The organism is Enterobacter cloacae complex sp. CDL013 (genome assembly GCF_049238805.1).
Taxonomy (GTDB): Bacteria; Pseudomonadota; Gammaproteobacteria; order Enterobacterales; family Enterobacteriaceae; genus Enterobacter; species Enterobacter hormaechei_C.
Genome location: NZ_JBMKGT010000004.1, coordinates 111282 through 137186, shown reverse-complemented (window position 1 = coordinate 137186; position 25905 = coordinate 111282). Strand labels below are relative to the sequence as shown.

The following is a 25905-nucleotide window of genomic DNA, read 5'->3' as shown; positions in this document are numbered from 1 at the left end:
TGAATTCTGTTGACCGTCTATAACAAAAGCCTGGAGGCAAAGCATGGAGATGTTGTCTGGCGCGGAAATGGTCGTCCGATCGCTTATCGATCAGGGCGTGAAGCAAGTGTTCGGCTATCCTGGAGGTGCGGTTCTTGATATTTATGACGCGCTGCACACGGTAGGCGGTATTGATCATGTTCTGATTCGTCATGAACAGGCTGCTGTGCATATGGCTGACGGCCTGGCCCGCGCCACGGGCGAGGTGGGTGTTGTGCTCGTCACTTCCGGACCGGGGGCGACCAATGCCATTACCGGCATTGCGACTGCGTATATGGACTCCATTCCCCTGGTCATTCTCTCCGGACAGGTGGCGACGTCACTGATTGGCTATGATGCGTTTCAGGAATGCGACATGGTGGGGATCTCACGCCCCGTGGTGAAGCACAGCTTTCTGGTTAAACAAACGGAAGACATCCCGGGCGTACTGAAAAAAGCCTTCTGGCTGGCCGCCAGCGGTCGTCCTGGGCCAGTGGTTGTCGATCTGCCAAAAGATATTCTCAATCCCGCGAATAAACTGCCTTATCTGTGGCCTGAGTCGGTGAGCATGCGTTCATATAATCCGACGACGCAGGGGCACAAAGGCCAGATTAAGCGTGCGCTGCAAACGCTGCTGGCTGCGAAAAAGCCCGTAGTCTATGTGGGGGGCGGCGCCGTCAATGCAGCCTGTGAAACGCAACTACGCGAACTGATTGAGAAGCTGAATCTTCCTGTCGCGTCATCGCTGATGGGGCTGGGGGCATTCCCGGCTACCCACCGTCAGGCGCTGGGCATGCTGGGTATGCACGGCACCTATGAAGCCAATATGACGATGCACCATTCTGATGTGATTTTTGCCGTCGGCGTGCGTTTTGACGATCGCACCACCAATAATCTGGCGAAATACTGTCCGCATGCGACGGTGCTGCACATTGATATCGATCCGACTTCAATCTCTAAAACGGTGCCGGCGGATGTGCCGATCGTGGGGGACGCACGACAGGTGCTGGATCAAATGTTGGATCTGCTGGCGCAGGAGACCGCGTCTCAACCGCTGGACGAGATCCGCGACTGGTGGCAGCAAATCGAACAGTGGCGTGGCCGTCAGTGCCTTAAGTACGACACACAAAGTGAGAACATCAAGCCGCAGGCGGTGATCGAGACGATCTGGCGTCTGACCAATGGCGATGCGTATGTCACATCTGACGTGGGCCAACATCAGATGTTCGCTGCGCTGTATTACCCGTTTGATAAACCGCGTCGCTGGATCAACTCTGGCGGGCTCGGCACGATGGGCTTTGGTCTGCCCGCCGCGCTGGGGGTGAAGCTGGCGTTGCCAAACGAAACGGTGATCTGCGTGACGGGTGATGGCAGCATACAGATGAATATTCAGGAGCTTTCTACTGCGCTGCAATATGAGTTGCCAGTGCTGGTGCTGAACCTGAATAACGGTTACCTCGGTATGGTAAAGCAGTGGCAGGATATGATTTATTCTGGCCGTCACTCTCAGTCTTATATGAAGTCACTTCCGGACTTTGTCCGCCTGGCTGAAGCCTATGGTCATATTGGCATGCGGGTAACCGATCCGTCAGAGCTGGAAGCGAAGCTCGGCGAAGCGCTTGAGCACGTTAAAAACAATCGCCTCGTCTTCATGGACGTCATCGTCGACGGCACAGAGCATGTTTATCCGATGCATATCCGTGGCGGCGGTATGGATGAAATGTGGTTAAGCAAAACGGAGAGAACCTGATATGCGCCGGATATTATCTGTATTACTGGAAAATGAGTCGGGCGCACTGTCACGCGTCATTGGGCTTTTTGCGCAGCGCGGCTATAACATTGAAAGCCTGACCGTTGCGCCGACCGATGACCCGACGCTCTCCCGCATGACGATCCAGACTGTCGGCGATGCGAAAGTGCTTGAGCAGATCGAAAAACAGTTGCACAAACTGGTGGACGTGTTGCGCGTCAGCGAGCTGGGGCAGGGGGCTTACGTCGAACGTGAAGTGATGCTGGTGAAAATTCAGGCCAGCGGTTACGGTCGTGAAGAGGTCAAGCGCAACACGGATATCTTCCGTGGGCAGATCATCGACGTCACGCCTTCTATATATACTGTGCAGCTTGCCGGAACGAGCGATAAGCTGGATGCGTTCCTGGCCTCCGTCAGGGATGTAGCAAAAATTGTTGAAGTTGCGCGCTCTGGCGTTGTTGGCCTCTCGCGCGGCGATAAAATCATGCGTTAGTTGCGCAAAAGGTTCGCCTCTTTCAGCCCGGTAGCCAAAGCCGGGCTTTTTTTGCGTAATCCACCGACAACGCGGACAAAAGCGGTTGCCGTGAAAGCTATTCTGCGTTTAGATGTTAAAATATTTAACCATAACCTTGACAGGGCCATGGACTTTTTTCTTTTTTTGAGGGGCAATTGTGAAACTGGATGAAATCGCCCGGCTCGCCGGCGTGTCGAGAACCACGGCCAGCTATGTGATTAACGGTAAAGCAAAGCAGTATCGTGTCAGCGATAAGACCGTTGAGAAAGTGATGGCAGTCGTTCGTGAGCATAATTACCATCCGAATGCTGTCGCCGCAGGTTTACGTGCCGGGCGCACCCGCTCGATTGGCCTGGTTATCCCGGACCTGGAAAATACCAGCTATACCCGCATCGCCAACTATCTGGAACGTCAGGCTCGTCAGCGGGGCTATCAGCTGTTGATTGCCTGCTCCGAGGATCAGCCTGACAACGAGATGCGCTGCATTGAGCATCTGCTGCAACGTCAGGTTGACGCCATCATCGTGTCGACCTCTTTACCACCAGAGCATCCTTTCTATCAGCGCTGGGCAAACGATCCGTTCCCGATTGTGGCGCTGGATCGTGCGCTGGATCGTGAACATTTCACCAGTGTCGTAGGTGCCGATCAGGACGATGCAGAAATGCTGGCTGCCGAGCTGCGTACCTTCCCAGCTGAAACGGTGCTGTATCTTGGCGCTTTGCCTGAACTTTCCGTAAGCTTCCTGCGTGAACAAGGGTTCCGTACGGCATGGAAAGACGATCCGCGTGACGTTCATTATCTGTATGCCAACAGCTATGAGCGTGAAGCGGCTGCCCAGCTGTTCGAGAAATGGCTGGAAACGCACCCGATGCCGCAGGCGTTGTTTACCACCTCGTTTGCCCTGTTGCAGGGGGTGATGGATGTGACGTTACGTCGCGATGGCAAACTGCCATCCGATCTGGCGATTGCGACCTTCGGCGATAACGAACTGCTCGACTTCCTGCAATGTCCGGTGCTGGCCGTGGCCCAGCGTCACCGCGACGTCGCCGAGCGCGTGCTTGAGATTGTTCTGGCAAGCCTGGATGAACCCCGCAAACCGAAACCCGGGCTTACGCGTATCAAACGTAATCTCTATCGGCGCGGAATTTTGAGCCGCCATTAATATTTCCACAGGGGCGGTAAAACTGCCCCTTTTGAAGCGCATTTATTGCGGGAAATAATTCCCGGATAAAAATTAGGATTTATCTCTAAGATTCATAGCCTGCTATTATTCTGAATCCATTTTGACGTTAAAAAGTGCAATTATAATTTTTAACGGGCATTTCTTTGTATTGTTTTGTTACAAACAGGTGCCAGCCGATGAATATTCAGCCATTTTTTACTCCCCCCTTCAGACCTCAACGCACACGAACGAATCCATCTGGCTTTGAGGTTAATCTGGCGCTGTTATCCCCCGGCGATATGCCTTAAAATGCTGCCCGCGTCGCAAACTGACACTTTATATTTCCCTGCGATGATATTGAGTGAGTCTTAACGCTCGTGTGCATATTCTGTTTTTTTCTTACAAATATTCATAACGTTAATTTTGCCTCGCCAGTTGTGTAGTAATTAGCCAGGTCACGCTTGCTCTGTAAATACGGTGCTTTCGCGCCGGTATAGAGAGAGTCCTGGCTTGACAAGCTTTTCCCTCGCTCCGTAAACTCCTTCAGGTGGGAATTTGTGGGTTAAAGTGGTGAGGAGGGGTGAGACTGGCATGTTCCGTGGAGCAACGTTAGTCAATCTCGACAGCAAAGGGCGTTTATCGGTACCAACCCGATACCGCGACCAGCTGATTGAGAACGCTTCGGGTCAACTGGTTTGCACCATTGACATCAACTCCCCCTGCCTGCTGCTTTACCCTTTGCCTGAATGGGAAATCATTGAGCAAAAGCTGTCGCGACTGTCGAGCATGAACCCGCAGGAACGCCGCGTACAGCGGCTGTTATTGGGACATGCCAGTGAATGTCAGATGGATAGCGCCGGGCGATTATTGATTGCGCCTGTGTTGCGGCAACATGCCGGTCTGACTAAAGAAGTGATGCTGGTCGGACAGTTCAACAAGTTTGAACTGTGGGACGAAACGACCTGGTATCAACAGGTCAAGGAAGATATCGACGCTGAGCAGTCTGATTCCGAAACATTATCGGAACGGCTGCGGGACTTGTCTCTATAAATATGATGGAAAATTATAAACATACAACGGTGCTGCTGGATGAGGCCGTTAACGGCCTGAATATTCGTCCAGACGGCATCTATATTGATGGCACTTTTGGTCGCGGTGGTCACTCGCGTTTGATCCTCTCTCAGCTTGGAGCGGAAGGACGCCTGCTGGCAATTGACCGCGATCCGCAGGCGATTGCCGTTGCGCAAACCATCGATGATCCTCGCTTTTCCATCGTGCATGGACCTTTCTCTGCGCTTGCGGATTATGTCGCTGAGCGCGGCCTGACCGGCAAGATCGACGGGATTCTCCTCGATCTTGGCGTCTCTTCACCACAGCTTGATGATGCAGAACGCGGTTTTTCCTTTATGCGTGATGGACCGCTGGATATGCGTATGGACCCTACTCGCGGCCAATCTGCCGCTGAATGGTTACAAACTGCTGACGAAGCGGATATTGCCTGGGTAATCAAAACCTTCGGCGAAGAACGCTTTGGCAAACGTATTGCCCGCGCCATCGTGGAGCGCAACCGCGTTGAGCCAATGACCCGTACCAAAGAACTGGCAGAAGTCATCGCGGCGGCAACGCCGGTGAAGGACAAGCACAAACATCCTGCGACCCGTACCTTCCAGGCGGTTCGTATCTGGGTAAACAGTGAACTGGAGGAAATAGAGCTGGCGCTAAAAAGCTCGCTCGACGTGCTGGCCCCGGGTGGGCGGTTATCCATCATCAGTTTCCATTCGCTGGAAGATCGCATCGTAAAACGCTTTATGCGTGAACAGAGCCGCGGTCCGCAGGTTCCAGCTGGGCTGCCGATGACGGAAGAACAACTCAGAAAGCTGGGCGGCCGTCAGTTGCGAGCATTAGGCAAGTTGATGCCGGGCGAAGAAGAGGTGGCAGAGAATCCACGTGCCCGTAGTTCAGTGCTGCGTATTGCAGAGAGGACGAACGCATGATCAGCAGAGTGACAGAGACCCTAAGCAAAGTTAAGGGATCGTTAGGAAGCAACGAGCGCCATGCCTTGCCTGGCGTGATCGGCGACGATCTTTTGCGGTTTGGGAAGCTGCCACTCTGCTTGTTCATTTGCATCATTGTGACGGCAGTCATGGTGGTCACCACCGCTCACCATACCCGTTTATTAACTGCGCAGCGCGAACAGATGGTACTGGAACGCGATGCGCTGGATATTGAATGGCGAAATCTGATCCTTGAAGAAAACGCGCTCGGCGATCACAGCCGGGTTGAACGGATCGCAACGGAAAAACTGCAATTACAGCATGTTGATCCTTCGCAGGAAAATATCGTAGTACAAAAATAAGGGAAAACGCGACGCATGAAAGCAGCGGCAAAAACGCTAAAACCAAAACGCCAGGAAGAACAGGCCAACTTTGTCAGTTGGCGTTTTGCGTTGCTTTGCGGCTGCATTTTACTGGCGCTGGGTTTCCTGCTGGGACGCGTGGCGTGGCTACAAATCATCGCGCCTGACATGCTGGTGCGTCAGGGGGATATGCGTTCTCTGCGCGTGCAGGAAGTTTCTACCTCTCGTGGGATGATCACCGACCGCTCCGGCCGCCCGCTGGCGGTGAGCGTGCCGGTGAAGGCGATCTGGGCCGATCCGAAAGAGCTGCACGACGCAGGCGGGATCACCCTTGATAACCGCTGGAAGGCGCTCTCAGACGCGTTGAAAATGCCGCTGGATCAGCTGGCGTCACGCGTTAACGCCAACCCGAAAGGGCGCTTCATCTATCTTGCTCGTCAGGTGAACCCTGACATGGCTGACTACATTAAGAAACTGAAGCTGCCGGGCATTCATCTGCGGGAAGAATCCCGCCGTTACTATCCTTCCGGCGAAGTCACCGCGCACCTGATTGGCTTTACCAACGTGGATAGCCAGGGGATTGAGGGCGTTGAAAAAAGCTTCGACAAGTGGCTTACCGGCCAGCCTGGCGAGCGAATCGTGCGTAAAGACCGCTATGGTCGCGTCATTGAAGACATTTCCTCGACAGACAGCCAGGCCGCGCACAACCTGGCCCTGAGTATTGATGAACGCTTGCAGGCGCTGGTCTATCGTGAGCTGAACAACGCCGTCGCGTTTAACAAGGCGGAATCGGGCAGCGCCGTATTGGTGGATGTGGCAACAGGCGAAGTGCTGGCGATGGCCAGTAGCCCCTCATACAACCCGAATAATTTTGCCGGTACAGCAAAAGATGCAATGCGTAACCGCTCCATCACCGATGTGTTTGAACCCGGTTCGACCGTAAAACCCATGGTGGTGATGACGGCTCTACAGCGAGGCATCGTCAACGAAAATACCGTTCTGAATACGATCCCTTATCGAATTAACGGTCACGAAATCAAAGACGTGGCACGTTACAGCGAACTGACCCTGACCGGGGTCTTACAGAAGTCGAGTAACGTCGGTGTGTCAAAACTGGCGTTAGCGATGCCGTCCTCAGCGTTAGTAGATACTTACTCACGTTTTGGGCTGGGAAAGGCGACCAATTTGGGGTTGGTCGGAGAACGCAGTGGCTTATATCCTCAAAAACAACGGTGGTCTGACATAGAGAGGGCCACCTTCTCTTTCGGCTACGGGCTAATGGTAACTCCCTTACAGTTAGCGCGAGTCTACGCAACGATTGGCAGCTATGGCATTTATCGTCCGCTGTCGATCACCAAAGTTGATCCACCGGTTCCGGGGGAACGTGTTTTCCCGGAATCTATCGTTCGTACCGTCGTGCATATGATGGAAAGCGTCGCGTTACCTGGCGGTGGCGGCGTGAAGGCCGCAATTAAGGGCTATCGTATCGCCATTAAAACCGGTACAGCGAAAAAAGTGGGGCCGGACGGCCGCTATATCAACAAATACATTGCCTATACCGCAGGCGTAGCGCCTGCAAGCAATCCGCGTTTTGCACTGGTGGTCGTCATCAACGATCCGCAGGCGGGTAAATACTACGGCGGCGCCGTCTCCGCTCCTGTGTTCGGGGCTATTATGGGCGGCGTGTTGCGCACCATGAACATTGAACCGGATGCGCTGGCGACGGGCGAAAAAAGTGAATTTGTAATTAATCAAGGCGAGGGAACAGGTGGCAGATCGTAATTTGCGCGACCTTCTTGCTCCGTGGGTGCCTATGCTACCTGCGCGAGCACTGCGAGAGATGGTACTGGACAGCCGCGTAGCGGCTTCTGGCGATCTTTTTGTGGCAGTGGTGGGTCATCAGGCGGACGGGCGTCGTTATATCCCGCAGGCGATTGCGCAAGGTGTTGCTGCCATTATTGCTGAGGCCAAAGATGAGGCAACAGACGGTGAGATCCGTGAAATGCACGGCGTGCCGGTCATCTATCTCAGCCAGCTGAATGAGCGTCTCTCCGCGCTGGCAGGACGTTTTTACAACGAACCTTCCGACCAGTTAAAGCTGGTTGGCGTGACAGGAACCAACGGAAAAACCACCACCACTCAGCTGATGGCGCAGTGGGCGCAGCTGCTGGGCGAAACCGGTGCCGTCATGGGCACGGTGGGGAACGGTCTTCTGGGCAAAGTAAGCCCGACGGAAAACACTACAGGCTCGGCGGTTGACGTGCAGCGTGTGCTGGCGGGCCTCGCTGAGCAGGGGGCGACCTTCGCTGCGATGGAAGTCTCTTCCCATGGTCTGGTACAACATCGCGTGGCGGCCCTGAAATTTGCTGCCTCTGTCTTTACTAACCTGAGCCGCGATCACCTTGATTATCATGGTGATATGGAGCACTACGAAGCGGCGAAATGGCTGCTTTATTCCACTCACCACCACGGGCAGGCGATCATTAACGCCGACGACGAAGTCGGTCGCCGCTGGCTGGAAAAACTGCCAGATGCGGTGGCGGTGTCGATGGAAGATCGCATTAATCCGAACTGCCGCGGCCGCTGGCTGAAGGCGGTCGAGGTGAACTACCACGATAGTGGGGCGACGATCCGCTTCGCTTCCATCTGGGGCGAGGGTGAAATTGAAAGCCGCCTGATGGGGGCCTTTAACGTCAGTAACCTGCTGCTGGCGCTGGCGACGCTGCTGGCGCTGGGTTACCCGATGGCGGATCTGCTGAAAACGGCTGAGCGTTTGCAACCGGTCTGTGGCCGCATGGAAGTGTTTAGCGCGCCGGGCAAGCCGACGGTGGTTGTGGATTACGCCCACACGCCGGATGCGCTGGAAAAAGCGCTGGAAGCGGCGCGTCTGCACTGCGCTGGCAAGCTCTGGTGCGTGTTTGGCTGCGGTGGCGATCGCGACAAGGGCAAACGTCCGCTGATGGGCGCCATCGCTGAGCAGTTCGCGGATATTCCCGTGGTAACCGATGACAACCCGCGTACCGAAGAGCCGCGGGCCATTATCAACGACATTCTGGCGGGCATGCTGGATGCGGGACGTGCGCGCGTGGTCGAAGGCCGTGCGGAGGCCGTGACTAACGCCATTATGCAGGCGCAGGAGAACGATGTGGTTCTGCTGGCCGGTAAAGGTCATGAAGATTATCAGATTGTCGGCAATCGTCGTCTGGATTACTCCGACCGCGTGACGGCAGCGCGTCTGCTGGGAGTGGTGGCATGATTAGCATTACGTTAAGCCAAGCTGCTGCGGTATTGCAGGGGGTGCTGCATGGTCAGGATCTGACCATCGAGGCTGTAACCACCGACACCCGTAAGGTGACGGCGGGCTGCCTGTTTGTGGCGCTGAAGGGTGAACGTTTTGACGCCCACGATTTTGCGCAACAGGCTAAAGATAACGGCGCGGGCGCGCTGCTGGTCAGTCGTAAGCTCGATATCGATTTGCCGCAGATTGTGGTGAAAGATACGCGCCTGGCGTTTGGCGAGCTGGCGGCATGGGTTCGCCAGCAGGTGCCAACACGCGTCGTGGCACTGACGGGCTCGTCGGGCAAAACCTCCGTTAAAGAGATGACCGCGGCGATCCTTAGCCAGTGCGGTAACACGCTTTATACGGCGGGCAACCTTAATAATGACATCGGTGTGCCGATGACGCTGCTGCGCCTGACCCACGAGCATGAATATGCGGTGATTGAGTTAGGGGCTAACCATCAGGGCGAAATCGCCTGGACCGTGAGCCTGACCCGTCCGGAAGCGGCGCTGGTGAATAACCTGGCGGCGGCACATCTTGAAGGTTTTGGTTCTCTGGCCGGTGTGGCGAAAGCGAAAGGTGAAATTTATACCGGCCTGCCGGATGACGGCATCGCCATTATGAACGCCGATAACAACGACTGGCTGAACTGGCAGAGCATCATTGGTTCACGTAAAACCTGGCGCTTCTCACCGAATGCGGCAAACAGTGATTTTTCGGCGACCAACATTCATGTGACGTCACACGGCACCGAGTTCACCCTCACAACCCCAACGGGCGACATCGACGTGCTGCTGCCCCTGCCGGGTCGTCATAACATCGCCAATGCGCTTGCTGCGGCAGCGCTCTCAATGGCGGTAGGTGCCTCACACGCGGCGATCAAAGCAGGTCTGGCAAATTTAAAAGCCGTGCCGGGGCGTCTGTTCCCGATCCAGCTGGCTGAAAACAAACTCCTGCTGGATGACTCCTACAACGCTAACGTTGGCTCAATGACGGCGGCCGTGCAGGTCTTGTCTGAAATGCCGGGCTATCGCGTGATGGTTGTGGGCGATATGGCCGAGCTGGGTGATGAAAGCGAAGCCTGCCATGTTCAGGTGGGTGAAGCGGCGAAAGCCGCCGGGCTTGACCGCGTATTGAGCGCAGGCCCGCTGAGCAAGGCCATTTCCGATGCCAGTGAAGTTGGCGAACATTTTGCCGATAAATCTGCACTGATCGAACGCCTGAAGGCATTGATTACAGAAAAACAGATTGTGACTGTTTTAGTTAAAGGTTCACGTAGTGCCGCCATGGAAGAGGTTGTGCACGCATTACAGGAGAACGGGACATGTTAGTTTGGCTGGCCGAACATTTGGTCAAATATTACTCAGGCTTTAACGTCTTTTCCTATCTGACGTTTCGTGCCATCGTCAGCCTGCTGACTGCGCTGTTCATCTCGCTGTGGATGGGCCCGCGCATGATTGCCCGTCTGCAAAAACTCTCTTTCGGCCAGGTTGTGCGCAACGACGGTCCGGAATCGCACTTCAGCAAGCGGGGTACGCCGACCATGGGCGGGATCATGATCCTGACCGCGATTGTGGTGTCCGTGCTGCTGTGGGCGTATCCGTCTAACCCCTACGTCTGGTGCGTGCTGACCGTTCTGGTTGGCTACGGGATCATCGGTTTTGTTGATGACTACCGCAAAGTCGTACGCAAAGACACCAAAGGTTTGATCGCCCGCTGGAAGTATTTCTGGATGTCGGTGATTGCGCTGGGCGTGGCCTTTGCCCTTTACCTGGCAGGAAAAGACACCCCGGCTACCGAGCTGGTGGTGCCGTTCTTCAAAGACGTGATGCCGCAGCTGGGGCTGTTCTACATTTTGCTGGCTTACTTTGTGATCGTCGGTACCGGCAACGCCGTCAACCTGACCGATGGTCTGGATGGCCTGGCCATCATGCCAACCGTGTTTGTCGCGGGCGGTTTTGCGCTGGTAGCCTGGGCGACCGGTAACATGAACTTTGCAAATTACCTGCACATTCCGTACCTGCGACACGCGGGGGAACTGGTGATCGTCTGTACGGCGATTGTCGGGGCGGGGCTGGGCTTCCTGTGGTTCAACACCTATCCGGCGCAGGTCTTTATGGGCGACGTCGGTTCACTGGCGCTGGGCGGCGCACTGGGGATTATCGCCGTGCTGCTGCGTCAGGAGTTCCTGCTGGTAATCATGGGCGGTGTGTTTGTGGTTGAGACGCTGTCGGTGATTTTGCAGGTCGGTTCCTTCAAGCTGCGCGGTCAGCGCATCTTCCGTATGGCACCGATTCACCACCACTATGAACTGAAAGGCTGGCCGGAGCCGCGCGTCATTGTGCGCTTCTGGATTATTTCGCTGATGCTGGTGCTGATTGGCCTGGCAACGCTGAAGGTACGTTAATCATGGCAGATTACCAGGGCAAAAAAGTCGTTATCATCGGGTTGGGCCTCACCGGCCTCTCCTGCGTGGACTTTTTCCTTGCGCGTGGCGTGACGCCGCGCGTGATGGATACGCGCGTCTCTCCGCCGGGTCTGGACAAGCTGCCGGAGCAGGTTGAACGCCACCTGGGTGGTCTGAATGATGAGTGGCTGCTGGCCGCCGATCTGATTGTTGCCAGCCCCGGTATGGCGCTGGCGCATCCTTCCCTGAGCGCCGCCGCGGATGCAGGCGTTGAGATTGTCGGCGATATCGAACTGTTCTGCCGGGAGGCGCAGGCGCCGATCGTCGCCATTACCGGTTCAAACGGTAAAAGCACCGTCACCACGCTGGTGGGGGAAATGGCGAAGGCGGCGGGCAAAAATGTCGGCGTGGGCGGTAACATTGGTCTGCCCGCTCTGATGCTGCTTGATAAAGGGTGCGAGCTGTTCGTCCTTGAGCTTTCCAGCTTCCAGCTGGAAACCACTTCAAGCCTGCATGCGGCGGCGGCGACGATCCTAAACGTCACCGAAGATCATATGGACAGATACCCGTTCGGCTTGCAGCAATACCGTGCGGCCAAACTGCGCGTTTATGAAAATGCCAAAGTTTGCGTGGTGAATGCCGATGATGCACTCACCATGCCGGTGCGCGGCGCAGACGATCGCTGCATTAGCTTTGGTATTAATATGGGTGACTATCACCTTAACCGTCAGCAGGGCGAAACCTGGCTGCGGGTGAAAGGTGAGAAGGTGCTGAACGTGAAAGAGATGATGCTCTCCGGCCAGCATAACTACACCAATGCCCTGGCGGCGCTGGCGCTGGCGGATGCCGTTGGCCTGCCGCGATCTTCAAGCCTGAAGGCGCTGACCACCTTTACCGGCCTGGCGCACCGGTTCCAGCTTGCGCTGGAGCACAACGGCGTACGCTGGATTAACGATTCCAAAGCGACCAACGTGGGTAGCACCGAGGCGGCACTGAACGGCCTGCACGTTGATGGCACGCTGCACCTGCTGCTGGGCGGCGACGGTAAATCGGCTGACTTCTCCTCGCTGAAGCAGTACCTCAACGGTGATAACGTGCGCCTGTATTGCTTTGGCCGCGATGGTAGCGAGCTGGCGGCGTTGCGTCCTGAGGTCGCCGAGCAAACCGAGACCATGGAGCAGGCGATGCGTCTTATCGCCCCACGCGTGAAGCCCGGCGATATGGTGCTGCTCTCACCAGCCTGTGCCAGCCTCGATCAATTCAAGAATTTCGAACAGCGGGGTGATGTCTTTACCCGCCTGGCGAAGGAGTTAGGCTGATGCGTTTATCTCTCCCTCGCCTGAAAATGCCGCGCCTGCCAGGATTTGGTATCCTGGTATGGCTGTTTACGGCGCTGAAAGGCTGGGTGATGGCTTCACGGGATAAAGATTCCGACAGCCTGATCATGTACGACCGCACGCTGTTCTGGCTCACGCTGGGGCTGGCGGCGATCGGCTTTATTATGGTCACCTCGGCGTCAATGCCTGTCGGACAGCGTCTGGCAAACGACCCCTTCCTGTTTGCCAAGCGTGACGGGCTGTACATCATTCTCGCGTTCTGCCTGGCAATGATCACCTTACGCCTGCCGATGTCGTTCTGGCAGCGGCACAGTACGGCCATGCTCATCGCCTCAATCATTATGCTGTTGATCGTGCTGGTTGTCGGGAGCTCCGTTAACGGGGCATCACGCTGGATTGCCTTTGGCCCACTGCGTATTCAGCCGGCGGAGTTCACCAAACTGTCGTTGTTCTGCTACCTGGCTAACTACCTGGTGCGTAAAGTTGACGAAGTTCGTAACAACCTTCGCGGCTTCTTAAAACCGATGGGCGTGATTCTGGTCCTCGCGATCCTGCTGCTGGCGCAGCCCGACCTCGGTACGGTAGTCGTACTGTTTGTCACTACGCTGGCGATGCTGTTCCTGGCGGGCGCAAAACTGTGGCAGTTCATTGCCATCATCGGGATGGGGATTTCGGCGGTGGTGCTGCTGATCCTCGCCGAACCCTACCGTATCCGCCGTGTGACCTCGTTCTGGAACCCATGGGAAGATCCGTTCGGCAGCGGTTACCAGCTGACGCAGTCGCTGATGGCGTTTGGCCGCGGCGAAGTCTGGGGCCAAGGCCTGGGCAACTCGGTGCAAAAACTGGAGTATTTACCGGAGGCGCACACCGACTTCATCTTCTCCATTATTGGGGAAGAACTGGGTTATATCGGTGTGGTATTGGCGCTATTAATGGTATTCTTCGTCGCTTTCCGCGCCATGTCGATTGGCCGGAAAGCGCTGGAGATCGATCACCGCTTCTCCGGTTTCCTGGCCTGCTCAATTGGTATCTGGTTCAGCTTCCAGGCACTGGTAAACGTTGGGGCGGCAGCGGGTATGTTGCCGACTAAAGGTCTGACGTTACCGTTGATCAGTTATGGTGGTTCGAGTCTGTTGATCATGTCGACGGCCATCATGTTTTTGTTACGCATAGATTATGAAACGCGTCTGGAGAAAGCTCAGGCGTTTACACGAGGTTCACGATGAATCAACCTAAGCGGTTAATGGTGATGGCAGGCGGTACCGGTGGACACGTGTTCCCGGGGCTGGCGGTTGCGCACCATTTAATGGAACAGGGCTGGCAGGTACGCTGGCTGGGAACCGCAGACCGCATGGAAGCCGACCTGGTACCTAAGCACGGTATCGAGATCGACTTTATTCGTATTTCCGGCCTTCGTGGCAAAGGGATCAAGGCGCTGCTGCTGGCGCCGGTGCGCATTTTCAATGCCTGGCGTCAGGCGCGCGCCATCATGAAGCGCTTTAAGCCTGACGTCGTTCTGGGCATGGGCGGTTACGTTTCCGGCCCTGGCGGACTGGCGGCGTGGTCATTAGGGATCCCCGTTGTTCTACATGAGCAGAACGGTATTGCCGGTTTGACCAACAAATGGCTGGCAAAAATCGCCACCAAAGTTATGCAGGCCTTCCCCGGGGCATTCCCGAAAGCGGATGTCGTAGGGAATCCGGTACGTGTGGACGTGCTGGCGCTGCCGCTGCCAGATACGCGTCTGGCGGGTCGTGAAGGGCCGGTGCGGGTGCTGGTCGTCGGCGGTTCCCAGGGCGCGCGTATTTTAAACCAGACGATGCCGCAGGTTGCGGCAAAACTGGGTGATGCAGTGACCATCTGGCACCAGAGCGGGAAGGGCGCTCAGCAGACCGTTGAGCAGGCCTACGCGCAGGAAGGTCAGCCGCAGCATAAAGTAACTGAATTTATTGATGATATGGCCGCAGCCTATGCATGGGCCGATGTCGTGGTCTGTCGCTCGGGCGCGCTGACGGTGAGCGAAATCGCCGCCGCCGGTTTACCGGCGCTGTTTGTGCCGTTCCAGCACAAAGACCGACAGCAGTACTGGAATGCACTGCCGCTTGAAAAAGCGGGTGCCGCGAAGATTTTTGAGCAGCCACAATTTACCGCTGATGCGGTCGCCACTACCCTGGCGGGCTGGAACCGGGATGTATTACTGGAGATGGCGCAACGCGCACGCGCGACCGCTATCCCGGATGCAACGGAACGGGTGGCAAAAGAAGTGAGCCTGGCAGCCCAGGCATAATTCTCGCAGCGCGTGTTGCGCTGCACGATTTTTTTGAAGTAGTCGATGGCGTTTAGAGAATGAATACACAACAACTGGCAAAACTGCGTTCTATCGTGCCCGAGATGCGTCGCGTCCGGCACATTCACTTTGTCGGCATCGGTGGTGCTGGCATGGGCGGTATTGCCGAAGTGTTAGCTAACGAAGGCTATCAGATCAGCGGGTCTGACCTGGCGCCAAACCCTGTTACGCAGCAGCTGGCGTCGCTGGGGGCGACTATCTATTTCAATCATCGCCCGGAAAACGTGAGCGATGCGAGCGTGGTTGTGGTGTCCAGCGCTATCTCCGCGGATAACCCGGAAATCGTTGCGGCGCATGAGGCGCGCATTCCGGTGATCCGTCGCGCGGAAATGCTGGCGGAACTGATGCGTTTCCGTCACGGCATTGCGGTGGCCGGCACGCACGGTAAAACCACCACAACAGCGATGGTCTCCAGCATTTATGCGGAAGCGGGTCTCGACCCGACGTTCGTTAACGGTGGTCTGGTGAAAGCCGCTGGCGTGCATGCGCGTCTGGGCCATAGCCGTTATCTGATTGCGGAAGCGGATGAGAGCGACGCGTCGTTCCTGCATCTACAGCCGATGGTGGCGATCGTCACCAACATCGAAGCTGACCATATGGACACTTACCAGGGTGACTTCGAGAACTTAAAGCAGACCTTTATTAACTTCCTGCACAACCTGCCGTTCTATGGCCGTGCGGTGATGTGCGTGGACGATCCGGTTATTCGCGAACTGCTGCCGCGCGTCGGGCGTCAAATTACGACCTACGGCTTCAGCGAAGACGCGGATGTACGCGTAGAAGATTACAAGCAGATCGGTGCGCAGGGGCATTTCACCCTCGCGCGTCAGGATAAAGACCTGCTGCATGTCACCCTGAACGCGCCGGGACGTCACAACGCCCTGAATGCGGCGGCGGCGGTGGCTGTTGCGACAGAAGAAGGCATTGACGATGAAGCGATCCTGCGTGCACTGGAGAGCTTCCAGGGGACGGGCCGTCGTTTCGACTTCCTCGGTGAATTCCCACTGGAGCCGGTAAACGGTAAGCCAGGGTCTGCGATGCTGGTGGATGACTACGGTCACCATCCGACGGAAGTGGACGCAACCATCAAAGCGGCACGTGCGGGTTGGCCGGAAAAGAATCTGGTCATGATCTTCCAGCCGCACCGTTACACGCGTACCCGCGATCTGTATGACGATTTTGCCAACGTCCTTTCTCAGGTTGATACCCTGCTGATGCTGGATGTTTATGCTGCGGGTGAAACGCCGATTCCGGGTGCGGACAGTCGTTCTTTATGTCGTACCATCCGTGGACGCGGTAAAGTGGATCCTATTCTGGTTCCCGACCCGGCGCAGGTGGCTGAAATGCTTGCCCCGGTCCTGACGGGTAACGATCTGATCCTGATTCAGGGCGCGGGAAATATCGGCAAAATCGCCCGTACCTTAGCTGAAATCAAACTGAAGCCGCAAACTCAGGAGGACGAGCGTCATGGCTGATAAGATTGCTGTCCTGTTTGGCGGCACTTCCGCCGAACGCGAGGTTTCTCTGAATTCGGGCGCTGCCGTGCTGGCGGGCCTGCGTGAAGGTGGCGTGGACGCGCATCCGGTTGATCCGAAAGAGGTGGACGTCACGCAGCTGAAAGCGATGGGCTTCGATAAAGCCTTCATCGCGTTGCACGGCCGCGGTGGTGAAGACGGCACGTTGCAGGGGCTGCTGGAGCTGATCGGTATACCGTACACCGGCAGCGGCGTGATGGCATCCGCCATCTCCATGGATAAACTGCGCAGCAAACTGCTGTGGCAGGGCGCGGGCCTGCCCGTTGCGCCATGGGTTGCACTGACGCGTCGTGAATATGAATTGGGTCTGTCGGACAGCGTTAATACACGCATTGGGGCACTGGGCTTACCGGTTATTGTTAAGCCGAGCCGTGAAGGGTCGAGCGTGGGAATGTCCAAAGTTGATAAAGCTGTAGATTTGGCTGACGCTTTAGCACTGGCATTTCAACATGATGAAGAAGTTCTGATTGAAAAATGGCTTAGCGGGCCGGAATTTACCGTCGCGATGCTTGGCGAAGAAATTTTACCGTCAATTCGCATCCAACCCGCCGGAGTCTTCTATGATTATGAGGCGAAGTATCTCTCTGATGAGACGCAATATTTCTGCCCAGCGGGTCTTGAAGCAGAGCGTGAAGCCGAATTACAGTCTCTGGTGCTTAAAGCGTGGAATGTTCTGGGATGTCGTGGCTGGGGACGCATTGACGTAATGCTTGACGGTGACGGGCAATTTTATCTGCTGGAAGCAAACACGTCTCCGGGTATGACCAGCCATAGCCTTGTGCCGATGGCGGCGCGTCAGGCGGGAATGAGCTTCTCGCAATTAGTTGTACGTATTTTGGACCAGGCGGGCTGATATGTCTCAGGCTGCATTGAACACGCGCAACCGCGATGACGAAGAAGAATATTCCTCTTCGCGCCGGAGTAATGGAACGCGTCTTGCAGGGATCATCTTCCTGCTCGGGGTGCTGTGCACCGTGTTTATCAGCGGCTGGATGGTGCTGGGCTGGATGGAAGATGCGCAGCGGTTGCCGCTTTCAAAGCTGGTGGTGACCGGGGAGCGACACTACACGCGTAACGATGATATTCGCCAGTCGATTCTGGCGCTTGGGTCGCCTGGCACCTTTATGACGCAGGACGTCAACATTATTCAGAGTCAGATTGAACGTCTGCCGTGGATAAAACAGGCAAGTGTCAGAAAGCAATGGCCTGATGAATTGAAGATTCATCTGGTTGAATATGTGCCGATTGCGCGTTGGAATGATCAGCATATGGTTGATGTAGACGGAAATTCGTTCAGCGTCCCGAGCGATCGTGTCAACAAGCAGAATTTACCGATGTTGTATGGGCCGGAAGGCAGCGAAAACGAAGTATTGCAGGGTTTTCGTGAGATGGGGCAGGTGCTGGCTAAGGATCGCTTTACGTTAAAAGATGCTGCGATGACGGCGCGCCGTTCCTGGCAGTTGACCTTAACGAATGGCATCAAGCTCAACCTTGGCCGCGGCGATACAATGAAACGTCTGGCGCGTTTTGTCGAACTTTACCCGGTTTTACAGCAGCAGGCGCAGACGGATGGCAAACGGATAAGCTACGTTGATTTGCGCTATGACTCAGGCGCAGCAGTCGGTTGGGAGCCGGCTCCGGTCGAGGAACCTAATCAGCAACAAAATCAGGCACAGGTACAGGCAGAACAACAATGATCAAGTCGACGGACAGAAAATTGGTAGTAGGACTGGAGATTGGCACCGCGAAGGTTGCCGCTTTGGTAGGGGAAGTTCTGCCCGACGGTATGGTCAATATCATTGGCGTGGGCAGCTGCCCCTCCCGTGGTATGGATAAAGGTGGGGTAAACGACCTTGAGTCGGTGGTGAAATGCGTTCAGCGCGCCATCGACCAGGCTGAATTGATGGCAGATTGCCAAATTTCCTCTGTCTATCTGGCCCTTTCTGGTAAGCATATCAGCTGCCAGAATGAAATCGGTATGGTGCCGATTTCCGAAGAAGAAGTGACGCAGGAAGACGTTGAGAACGTTGTCCACACGGCGAAATCCGTGCGTGTTCGCGACGAGCACCGTGTGCTGCATGTGATCCCGCAGGAATACGCGATCGACTACCAGGAAGGCATCAAGAATCCGGTCGGTCTGTCGGGCGTGCGTATGCAGGCAAAAGTGCACCTGATCACATGTCACAACGATATGGCGAAGAACATTGTAAAAGCCGTTGAACGTTGTGGCCTGAAAGTTGACCAACTCATTTTCGCCGGACTTGCCGCGAGCTATTCCGTGCTGACCGAAGACGAACGTGAACTGGGCGTCTGTGTGGTCGATATTGGTGGTGGTACAATGGACATGGCTGTCTATACCGGCGGTGCGTTACGCCACACTAAAGTGATCCCGTACGCCGGGAATGTGGTTACCAGCGATATCGCTTACGCCTTTGGTACGCCACCGAGCGATGCAGAGGCGATTAAAGTGCGCCATGGTTGCGCGCTGGGCTCTATCGTCGGCAAAGACGAGAGCGTTGAAGTGCCGAGCGTAGGCGGTCGACCGCCGCGCAGCCTGCAACGCCAGACGCTGGCAGAGGTAATTGAGCCGCGTTATACCGAGCTGCTCAACCTGGTCAACGAAGAGATTTTGCAGTTACAGGAACAGCTTCGCCAGCAGGGTGTGAAACATCATCTCGCGGCGGGGATTGTATTAACCGGCGGGGCAGCGCAAATTGAAGGTCTTGCGGCCTGCGCTCAGCGCGTGTTCCATACGCAGGTGCGTATTGGTGCGCCGCTGAATATCACCGGTTTAACGGATTATGCTCAGGAGCCGTACTATTCAACGGCGGTGGGCCTGCTGCACTACGGGAAAGAGTCCCATTTAAGTGGTGAGGCAGAGGTGGAAAAACGCGTCTCGGTGGGGTCGTGGGTCAAACGACTTAACACCTGGCTGCGAAAAGAATTTTAATTTTTTTAAGAGACCGGAGAGAATTAGCGGTCTCGGGCGACAGGCACAACGGAGAGAGAGATTATGTTTGAACCTATGGAATTAACCAACGACGCGGTGATTAAAGTCATCGGCGTCGGTGGCGGCGGCGGTAACGCCGTAGAGCACATGGTGCGCGAGCGCATCGAAGGTGTTGAATTCTTCGCGGTGAACACCGATGCGCAGGCGCTGCGTAAAACGGCTGTTGGCCAGACGATTCAGATCGGTGGTGGCATCACCAAAGGTCTGGGAGCAGGGGCTAACCCGGAAGTGGGCCGCAACGCGGCTGAAGAAGATCGTGAAGCGCTGCGCGCTGCACTTGACGGTGCAGACATGGTCTTCATCGCAGCGGGTATGGGCGGCGGTACAGGTACCGGTGCAGCACCCGTTGTGGCGGAAGTCGCTAAAGATTTAGGTATTCTGACCGTTGCTGTCGTGACCAAGCCTTTCAACTTTGAAGGTAAGAAGCGTATGGCTTTCGCGGAGCAGGGTATCACCGAGCTGTCCAAGCACGTGGACTCTCTGATTACCATTCCGAACGACAAGCTGCTGAAAGTGCTGGGTCGCGGTATCTCTCTGCTGGACGCCTTTGGCGCGGCAAACGACGTGCTGAAAGGCGCGGTTCAGGGTATTGCTGAACTGATTACCCGTCCTGGCCTGATGAACGTCGACTTTGCAGACGTTCGTACCGTGATGTCCGAGATGGGCTACGCGATGATGGGCTCTGGCGTGGCGAGCGGCGAAGACCGTGCGGAAGAAGCTGCTGAAATGGCGATCTCCTCTCCACTGCTGGAAGATATCGATCTGTCTGGCGCGCGCGGCGTGCTGGTCAACATTACCGCTGGCTTTGACCTGCGTCTGGATGAGTTCGAAACCGTGGGTAACACCATCCGTGCATTCGCCTCTGACAACGCGACCGTCGTTATCGGTACCTCCCTTGATCCGGAAATGAACGACGAACTGCGTGTGACCGTTGTGGCCACCGGTATCGGTATGGACAAGCGTCCTGAGATCACCCTGGTGACTAACAAACAGACTCAGCAGCCGGTTATGGATCGTTACCAGCAGCACGGTATGGCGCCTCTGACTCAGGAGCAAAAACCCGCTGCGAAAGTGGTGAACGACCCGACTCCACAAACGGCAAAAGAGCCAGATTATCTGGATATCCCGGCGTTCCTGCGTAAGCAAGCTGACTAAGAATTGGCTGGAATTTGGGGATTTGCGCTCTTTGTGCTAAACTGGCCCACCGTTAGTGATATACACTCTCGGTTGGATAGTTAATTTGGCGAGATTATACGATGATCAAACAAAGGACACTTAAACGTATCGTTCAGGCGACGGGTGTCGGTTTACATACCGGCAAGAAAGTCACACTGACGTTACGCCCTGCGCCGGCCAATACCGGGGTCATCTATCGTCGCACCGACTTGAATCCACCGGTAGATTTTCCGGCCGATGCCAAATCTGTGCGTGATACTATGCTCTGTACTTGTCTGGTGAACGAGCATGACGTGCGGATTTCTACCGTAGAGCACCTGAACGCCGCCCTGGCGGGTCTGGGTATCGACAACATTATGGTTGAAGTCGATGCGCCAGAAATCCCGATCATGGACGGGAGTGCTGCTCCGTTCGTTTATTTGTTGCTGGATGCCGGCATCGAAGAACTGAACTGCGCGAAGAAATTTGTTCGCATTAAAGAGACCGTTCGCGTCGAAGATGGCGACAAATGGGCTGAATTCAAACCGTACAATGGTTTTTCGTTGGACTTCACCATCGATTTTAACCATCCGGCGATTGACTCCAGCACCCAGCGCTATGCGATGAACTTCTCTGCGGATGCGTTCATGCGCCAGATCAGCCGAGCACGTACCTTCGGCTTTATGCGTGATATCGAATATCTGCAATCCCGCGGCCTGTGCCTGGGCGGCAGCTTCGATTGTGCCATCGTTGTTGACGATTATCGCGTACTGAACGAAGACGGCCTGCGTTTTGAAGATGAATTTGTTCGTCACAAAATGCTGGACGCGATCGGCGACCTCTTCATGTGTGGTCACAACATCATTGGTGCATTTACCGCGTTTAAATCCGGTCATGCACTGAACAACAAACTGTTGCAGGCAGTCCTGGCAAAACAGGAAGCCTGGGAATATGTGACCTTCGAAGACGAAGCTGAACTGCCGCTGGCGTTCAAAGCACCGACTATGGTCCTGGCGTAACGGTTAAACCCGTTTCGTAAGAAAAGCGACTGGTTCACCTGGTACTCTCTCCGACCAGGGAAGCCAGTCGTTTTTATTTCTGCCCTTCTTTAATTTGTCCCTTTCACCCCTGGCCTGTGTCGGGTGCCGAATAACGGTGTGTTCGCTGCATTATTGACCGTTTTTACCTGCTGCAAGGTGTCATTCCTGCTGCCGTGTATTGGCTTTAGTGGTAATATCTGGGCGCTAAAAAAGAATAACTAAACTCAGCCTGCACTGGCGGGCGAACGTGGTGGAGCAAGTGAGCGGAATACTGACGCGCTGGCGACAATTTGGCAGACGTTACTTCTGGCCGCATCTCTTATTGGGGATGGTCGCGGCGAGTCTCGGCTTGCCTGTGCTCAGCAACAGCGCAGACGCGGCAACGCCAGCACGTTCCACGACGACCAAACACGATCTCACCACACGGGTTAACTTCACTAATCTCGCATGGCTTGAAGCCAGCCGTCGTCCCAATTTCTCCGTTGATTACTGGCAGCAGCACGCGATTCGCACGGTTATCCGCCATCTGTCGTTCGCGATGGCGCCGCAGACGATGCCTGTTGCGGAAGAAACGCTGCCGGTCCAGGCTCAGCATCTTGCCCTGCTCGATACGCTTAATGCGCTTCTGACGCAGGACAACCAGCCGCCAGTGACCGTGAATCAGACGGCGAAAACGGATTTTGTTTCCCCTGCATCCTTCTCTGTTTCGACATGGATTAGCCAGGTTCACGGCATCCGTGCCGGGCCTCAACTCCTCAGCTAAATTAACCTTTTTCAATACCTTAATTTATCTGCCCGACTGGGGCGTTTGAGAATTTATTATGCTAATCAAATTGTTAACCAAAGTTTTTGGTAGTCGTAACGATCGTACCCTGCGCCGCATGCGCAAAGCGGTAAACGTCATCAACGGTATGGAACCGGCGATGGAGAAGCTCTCTGATGATGAACTGAAAGCAAAAACCGCGGAGTTCCGTGCGCGTCTGGAGAAAGGCGAAACCTTAGAAAGCCTGATCCCGGAAGCCTTTGCCGTAGTACGTGAGGCCAGTAAACGCGTGTTCGGCATGCGTCACTTCGACGTGCAGCTGCTGGGCGGGATGGTGCTCAACGAGCGCTGCATCGCGGAAATGCGTACCGGTGAAGGTAAAACCCTGACTGCAACGCTGCCGGCTTACCTGAATGCGCTGACGGGTAAGGGTGTTCACGTTGTTACCGTCAACGACTATCTGGCGCAGCGCGACGCCGAAAACAACCGTCCACTGTTCGAATTCCTCGGCATGACCGTGGGCATTAACATGTCCGGCCTGCCGGCACCTGCCAAGCGTGAAGCCTACAACGCGGACATCACTTACGGCACCAACAACGAATACGGCTTCGACTACCTGCGTGACAACATGGCGTTCAGCCCGGAAGAGCGCGTCCAGCGTAAACTGCACTATGCGCTGGTGGATGAGGTTGACTCCATTCTGATCGATGAAGCGCGTACCCCGCTGATCATCTCCGGCCCTGCCGAAGACAGCTCCGAGATGTACCGTAAAGTCGACAAAATCATTCCTCACCTGCTGCGTCAGGAGAAAGAAGACTCCGATACCTTCCAGGGGGAAGGTCACTTCTCCGTTGATGAAAAAGCGCGTCAGGTCAACCTGACCGAACGCGGCCTGGTGAAAATCGAAGAGCTGCTGGTTGCTGAAGGCATTATGGAAGAGGGCGAGTCTCTGTACTCCCCGAGCAACATCATGCTGATGCACCACGTAACGGCTGCACTGCGCGCGCACGCGCTGTTCACCCGCGACGTTGACTACATCGTTAAAGACGGGGAAGTCATCATCGTCGATGAACACACCGGCCGTACTATGCAGGGACGTCGCTGGTCCGATGGCCTGCACCAGGCCGTGGAAGCCAAAGAAGGCGTGGATATTCAGAACGAAAACCAGACGCTGGCATCCATCACCTTCCAGAACTACTTCCGTCTGTACGAGAAGCTGGCGGGGATGACCGGTACCGCAGATACCGAAGCGTTTGAGTTTAGCTCCATCTATAAGCTGGATACCGTGGTAGTACCTACCAACCGTCCGATGATCCGTAAGGATATGCCGGACCTGGTATACATGACTGAAGCGGAAAAAATTCAGGCGATCATCGAAGATATTCGCGAACGTACCGCGAAGGGCCAGCCGGTACTGGTGGGGACCATCTCCATCGAGAAGTCCGAAGTGGTGTCTAACGAGCTGACTAAAGCAGGCATCAAACACAACGTTCTGAACGCCAAGTTCCACGCTAAAGAAGCAGATATCGTTGCGCAGGCGGGTTACCCGGCAGCCGTAACCATCGCCACCAACATGGCGGGTCGTGGTACCGATATTATGCTCGGCGGTAGCTGGCAGGCCGAAGTGGCGGAGCTGGAAAACCCAACCCCAGAGCAAATCGCGCAGATCAAAGCCGACTGGCAAGTGCGTCACGACGCGGTGCTGGCATCCGGTGGTCTGCACATCATTGGTACCGAGCGTCACGAATCTCGTCGTATCGATAACCAGCTGCGCGGTCGTGCGGGTCGTCAGGGTGATGCCGGTTCTTCCCGCTTCTATCTGTCTATGGAAGATGCGCTGATGCGTATTTTCGCCTCTGACCGTGTGTCCGGCATGATGCGTAAACTGGGCATGAAACCTGGCGAAGCGATCGAGCACCCGTGGGTTACCAAAGCGATTGCCAACGCCCAGCGTAAAGTGGAAAGCCGCAACTTCGATATTCGTAAGCAGCTGCTGGAATATGATGACGTTGCCAACGACCAGCGTCGTGCGATCTACACCCAGCGTAACGAACTGCTGGACGTGTCCGACGTGAGCGAAACCATCAACAGCATTCGCGAAGATGTGTTCAAAGCCACTATCGACGCTCATATTCCACCGCAGTCTCTGGAAGAAATGTGGGATATCGAAGGCTTGCAGGAACGTCTGAAAAACGACTTCGATCTCGAACTGCCAATCAAAGAGTGGCTGGACAAAGAGCCTGAGCTGCACGAAGAGACCCTGCGCGAGCGTATCTACGAAACCGCGCTGGACGTCTACAAGCGTAAGGAAGAAGTGGTTGGCGCAGAGATGATGCGTCACTTCGAGAAAGGCGTAATGTTGCAGACCCTGGACTCCCTGTGGAAAGAGCACCTGGCGGCAATGGACTACCTGCGTCAGGGTATCCACCTGCGAGGTTATGCGCAGAAAGATCCGAAGCAGGAGTACAAGCGTGAATCCTTCTCCATGTTTGCCGCCATGCTGGAGTCGCTGAAGTATGAAGTCATCAGCACTCTGAGCAAAGTTCAGGTGCGTATGCCGGAAGAAGTGGAAGCGATGGAGCAGCAGCGTCGTGAAGAAGCTGAGCGTCTGGCACAGATGCAGCAGTTGAGCCATCAGACCGATGAGAGCGAAGCCGCAGCAGCAATCGCAGCGCAGACGGGCGATCGTAAAGTTGGTCGTAACGATCCGTGCCCATGCGGTTCCGGCAAAAAATACAAGGCGTGCCACGGCCGTCTGAGCTAAGAACATAACAAACTGAAAAGGCGCAGATATCTGCGCCTTTTTTATGGAAGTGACATGATGAAAACACTGCAAATTGCTGTCGGGATCATTCGCAACCCGCAAAACCAGATCTTCATTACCCAACGTGCCGCCGATGCGCACATGGCCAACAAATGGGAATTCCCCGGCGGGAAAATCGAATCAGGTGAAACGCCGGAGCAGGCGCTGGTGCGTGAGCTTCAGGAAGAGGTGGGGATCACCCCGCATGGCGCAACGCTGTTCGATAAGCTGGAGTACCAGTTTCCGGATCGTCACATCACGCTGTGGTTCTGGCTGGTGGAAAGCTGGGAAGGTGAACCGTGGGGTAAAGAGGGGCAGCCGGGTAACTGGATTGAGCTTCAGGCCAGCGATGCGGAAAAATTTCCGCCCGCCAATGAGCCTGTGATCCTTCGGCTGGTTGCACAACCGTAGGCCTGCTACGCGAAGCG

Annotated in this window: 22 protein-coding genes; all 22 read left to right on the top strand. The window is 55.5% G+C overall.

Annotated elements, in window-relative coordinates; all coding sequences use genetic code 11:
* Positions 1-43: 43 nt before the first annotated feature.
* The 22 genes from ilvI (at position 44) to mutT (ending at position 25888) form a co-directional block, all read left to right on the top strand.
* Positions 44-1768, top strand: a complete 1725-nt coding sequence (gene ilvI / locus ACOTXD_RS08985) for an acetolactate synthase 3 large subunit (RefSeq protein ID WP_061856025.1) — start codon at positions 44-46, stop codon at positions 1766-1768.
* Position 1769: 1 nt separating this feature from the next.
* Positions 1770-2261 (top strand): acetolactate synthase small subunit, encoded by a 492-nt coding sequence (gene ilvN, locus ACOTXD_RS08980; protein WP_003856371.1) that lies wholly within the window; start codon positions 1770-1772, stop codon positions 2259-2261.
* Positions 2262-2439: 178 nt separating this feature from the next.
* Positions 2440-3444, top strand: a complete 1005-nt coding sequence (cra, locus tag ACOTXD_RS08975) for a catabolite repressor/activator (protein WP_003856369.1) — start codon at positions 2440-2442, stop codon at positions 3442-3444.
* Positions 3445-4035: 591 nt separating this feature from the next.
* Positions 4036-4494, top strand: coding sequence for a division/cell wall cluster transcriptional repressor MraZ (gene mraZ, locus ACOTXD_RS08970; protein WP_003856368.1), 459 nt, complete (start codon positions 4036-4038; stop codon positions 4492-4494).
* Between the two features lie 2 nt (positions 4495-4496).
* Positions 4497-5438: a 16S rRNA (cytosine(1402)-N(4))-methyltransferase RsmH gene (rsmH, locus tag ACOTXD_RS08965; RefSeq protein WP_003856366.1), complete on the top strand. Its 942-nt coding sequence runs from the start codon at positions 4497-4499 to the stop codon at positions 5436-5438.
* Positions 5435-5800 (top strand): cell division protein FtsL, encoded by a 366-nt coding sequence (gene ftsL, locus ACOTXD_RS08960; RefSeq protein WP_003856363.1) that lies wholly within the window; start codon positions 5435-5437, stop codon positions 5798-5800. Before rsmH ends, ftsL begins: the two co-directional genes overlap by 4 nt.
* Before the next feature lie 15 nt (positions 5801-5815).
* Positions 5816-7582, top strand: coding sequence for a peptidoglycan glycosyltransferase FtsI (gene ftsI, locus ACOTXD_RS08955; protein ID WP_003856361.1), 1767 nt, complete (start codon positions 5816-5818; stop codon positions 7580-7582).
* Positions 7569-9056 (top strand): UDP-N-acetylmuramoyl-L-alanyl-D-glutamate--2,6-diaminopimelate ligase, encoded by a 1488-nt coding sequence (gene murE, locus ACOTXD_RS08950; RefSeq protein ID WP_023315388.1) that lies wholly within the window; start codon positions 7569-7571, stop codon positions 9054-9056. The genes ftsI and murE overlap by 14 nt, the downstream gene beginning before the upstream one ends.
* Entirely contained in the window at positions 9053-10411 is a 1359-nt protein-coding gene (gene murF, locus ACOTXD_RS08945; RefSeq protein ID WP_023315389.1) for a UDP-N-acetylmuramoyl-tripeptide--D-alanyl-D-alanine ligase, read from the top strand. Before murE ends, murF begins: the two co-directional genes overlap by 4 nt.
* On the top strand, positions 10405-11487 hold the full coding sequence (mraY, locus tag ACOTXD_RS08940; RefSeq protein WP_003856353.1) for a phospho-N-acetylmuramoyl-pentapeptide-transferase: 1083 nt from the start codon (positions 10405-10407) through the stop codon (positions 11485-11487). Before murF ends, mraY begins: the two co-directional genes overlap by 7 nt.
* Positions 11488-11489: 2 nt before the next feature.
* A complete protein-coding gene (murD, locus tag ACOTXD_RS08935) occupies positions 11490-12806 on the top strand; it encodes a UDP-N-acetylmuramoyl-L-alanine--D-glutamate ligase (RefSeq protein WP_023315390.1) in 1317 nt (438 codons plus the stop codon).
* Positions 12806-14050 carry a cell division protein FtsW gene (gene ftsW, locus ACOTXD_RS08930; protein WP_006810115.1) on the top strand — a complete coding sequence of 415 codons (1245 nt, stop codon included), beginning with the start codon at positions 12806-12808 and terminating at the stop codon, positions 14048-14050. The genes murD and ftsW overlap by 1 nt, the downstream gene beginning before the upstream one ends.
* Positions 14047-15111, top strand: coding sequence for an undecaprenyldiphospho-muramoylpentapeptide beta-N-acetylglucosaminyltransferase (gene murG, locus ACOTXD_RS08925; protein WP_022650395.1), 1065 nt, complete (start codon positions 14047-14049; stop codon positions 15109-15111). Before ftsW ends, murG begins: the two co-directional genes overlap by 4 nt.
* A 59-nt stretch (positions 15112-15170) precedes the next feature.
* On the top strand, positions 15171-16646 hold the full coding sequence (murC, locus tag ACOTXD_RS08920) for a UDP-N-acetylmuramate--L-alanine ligase (RefSeq protein WP_003856345.1): 1476 nt from the start codon (positions 15171-15173) through the stop codon (positions 16644-16646).
* Positions 16639-17559 (top strand): D-alanine--D-alanine ligase, encoded by a 921-nt coding sequence (locus ACOTXD_RS08915; RefSeq protein ID WP_061856026.1) that lies wholly within the window; start codon positions 16639-16641, stop codon positions 17557-17559. Before murC ends, ACOTXD_RS08915 begins: the two co-directional genes overlap by 8 nt.
* Before the next feature lies 1 nt (position 17560).
* Positions 17561-18403, top strand: coding sequence for a cell division protein FtsQ (ftsQ, locus tag ACOTXD_RS08910; protein WP_003856342.1), 843 nt, complete (start codon positions 17561-17563; stop codon positions 18401-18403).
* Positions 18400-19656 carry a cell division protein FtsA gene (ftsA, locus tag ACOTXD_RS08905; protein ID WP_003856340.1) on the top strand — a complete coding sequence of 419 codons (1257 nt, stop codon included), beginning with the start codon at positions 18400-18402 and terminating at the stop codon, positions 19654-19656. Before ftsQ ends, ftsA begins: the two co-directional genes overlap by 4 nt.
* 63 nt (positions 19657-19719) lie before the next feature.
* Complete coding sequence (ftsZ, locus tag ACOTXD_RS08900; protein WP_003856338.1) at positions 19720-20871, top strand: cell division protein FtsZ; 1152 nt, start codon at positions 19720-19722, stop codon at positions 20869-20871.
* 101 nt (positions 20872-20972) lie between these two features.
* Positions 20973-21890: a UDP-3-O-acyl-N-acetylglucosamine deacetylase gene (lpxC, locus tag ACOTXD_RS08895; RefSeq protein ID WP_003856337.1), complete on the top strand. Its 918-nt coding sequence runs from the start codon at positions 20973-20975 to the stop codon at positions 21888-21890.
* A 280-nt stretch (positions 21891-22170) separates the two neighbouring features.
* On the top strand, positions 22171-22674 hold the full coding sequence (gene secM, locus ACOTXD_RS08890; protein WP_073970432.1) for a secA translation cis-regulator SecM: 504 nt from the start codon (positions 22171-22173) through the stop codon (positions 22672-22674).
* Positions 22675-22732: 58 nt separating this feature from the next.
* Positions 22733-25438, top strand: a complete 2706-nt coding sequence (secA, locus tag ACOTXD_RS08885; protein ID WP_003856335.1) for a preprotein translocase subunit SecA — start codon at positions 22733-22735, stop codon at positions 25436-25438.
* Positions 25439-25495: 57 nt separating this feature from the next.
* A complete protein-coding gene (gene mutT / locus ACOTXD_RS08880; RefSeq protein WP_032610174.1) occupies positions 25496-25888 on the top strand; it encodes an 8-oxo-dGTP diphosphatase MutT in 393 nt (130 codons plus the stop codon).
* Positions 25889-25905: the final 17 nt, after the last annotated feature.

Excerpts from the sequence above, each read along its gene's own strand:
- mraZ (WP_003856368.1), top strand. The coding sequence starts at position 4,036 with ATGTTCCGTGGAGCAACGTTAGTCAATCTCGACAGCAAAGGGCGTTTA.
- ilvI (WP_061856025.1), top strand. The coding sequence starts at position 44 with ATGGAGATGTTGTCTGGCGCGGAAATGGTCGTCCGATCGCTTATCGAT.
- murC (WP_003856345.1), top strand. The coding sequence starts at position 15,171 with ATGAATACACAACAACTGGCAAAACTGCGTTCTATCGTGCCCGAGATG.
- murF (WP_023315389.1), top strand. The coding sequence starts at position 9,053 with ATGATTAGCATTACGTTAAGCCAAGCTGCTGCGGTATTGCAGGGGGTG.
- mraY (WP_003856353.1), top strand. The coding sequence starts at position 10,405 with ATGTTAGTTTGGCTGGCCGAACATTTGGTCAAATATTACTCAGGCTTT.
- murD (WP_023315390.1), top strand. The coding sequence starts at position 11,490 with ATGGCAGATTACCAGGGCAAAAAAGTCGTTATCATCGGGTTGGGCCTC.
- lpxC (WP_003856337.1), top strand. The coding sequence starts at position 20,973 with ATGATCAAACAAAGGACACTTAAACGTATCGTTCAGGCGACGGGTGTC.
- ilvN (WP_003856371.1), top strand. The coding sequence starts at position 1,770 with ATGCGCCGGATATTATCTGTATTACTGGAAAATGAGTCGGGCGCACTG.
- ftsL (WP_003856363.1), top strand. The coding sequence starts at position 5,435 with ATGATCAGCAGAGTGACAGAGACCCTAAGCAAAGTTAAGGGATCGTTA.
- secA (WP_003856335.1), top strand. The coding sequence starts at position 22,733 with ATGCTAATCAAATTGTTAACCAAAGTTTTTGGTAGTCGTAACGATCGT.
- ACOTXD_RS08915 (WP_061856026.1), top strand. The coding sequence starts at position 16,639 with ATGGCTGATAAGATTGCTGTCCTGTTTGGCGGCACTTCCGCCGAACGC.
- ftsQ (WP_003856342.1), top strand. The coding sequence starts at position 17,561 with ATGTCTCAGGCTGCATTGAACACGCGCAACCGCGATGACGAAGAAGAA.
- mutT (WP_032610174.1), top strand. The coding sequence starts at position 25,496 with ATGAAAACACTGCAAATTGCTGTCGGGATCATTCGCAACCCGCAAAAC.
- ftsZ (WP_003856338.1), top strand. The coding sequence starts at position 19,720 with ATGTTTGAACCTATGGAATTAACCAACGACGCGGTGATTAAAGTCATC.
- murG (WP_022650395.1), top strand. The coding sequence starts at position 14,047 with ATGAATCAACCTAAGCGGTTAATGGTGATGGCAGGCGGTACCGGTGGA.
- rsmH (WP_003856366.1), top strand. The coding sequence starts at position 4,497 with ATGATGGAAAATTATAAACATACAACGGTGCTGCTGGATGAGGCCGTT.
- ftsA (WP_003856340.1), top strand. The coding sequence starts at position 18,400 with ATGATCAAGTCGACGGACAGAAAATTGGTAGTAGGACTGGAGATTGGC.
- ftsI (WP_003856361.1), top strand. The coding sequence starts at position 5,816 with ATGAAAGCAGCGGCAAAAACGCTAAAACCAAAACGCCAGGAAGAACAG.
- ftsW (WP_006810115.1), top strand. The coding sequence starts at position 12,806 with ATGCGTTTATCTCTCCCTCGCCTGAAAATGCCGCGCCTGCCAGGATTT.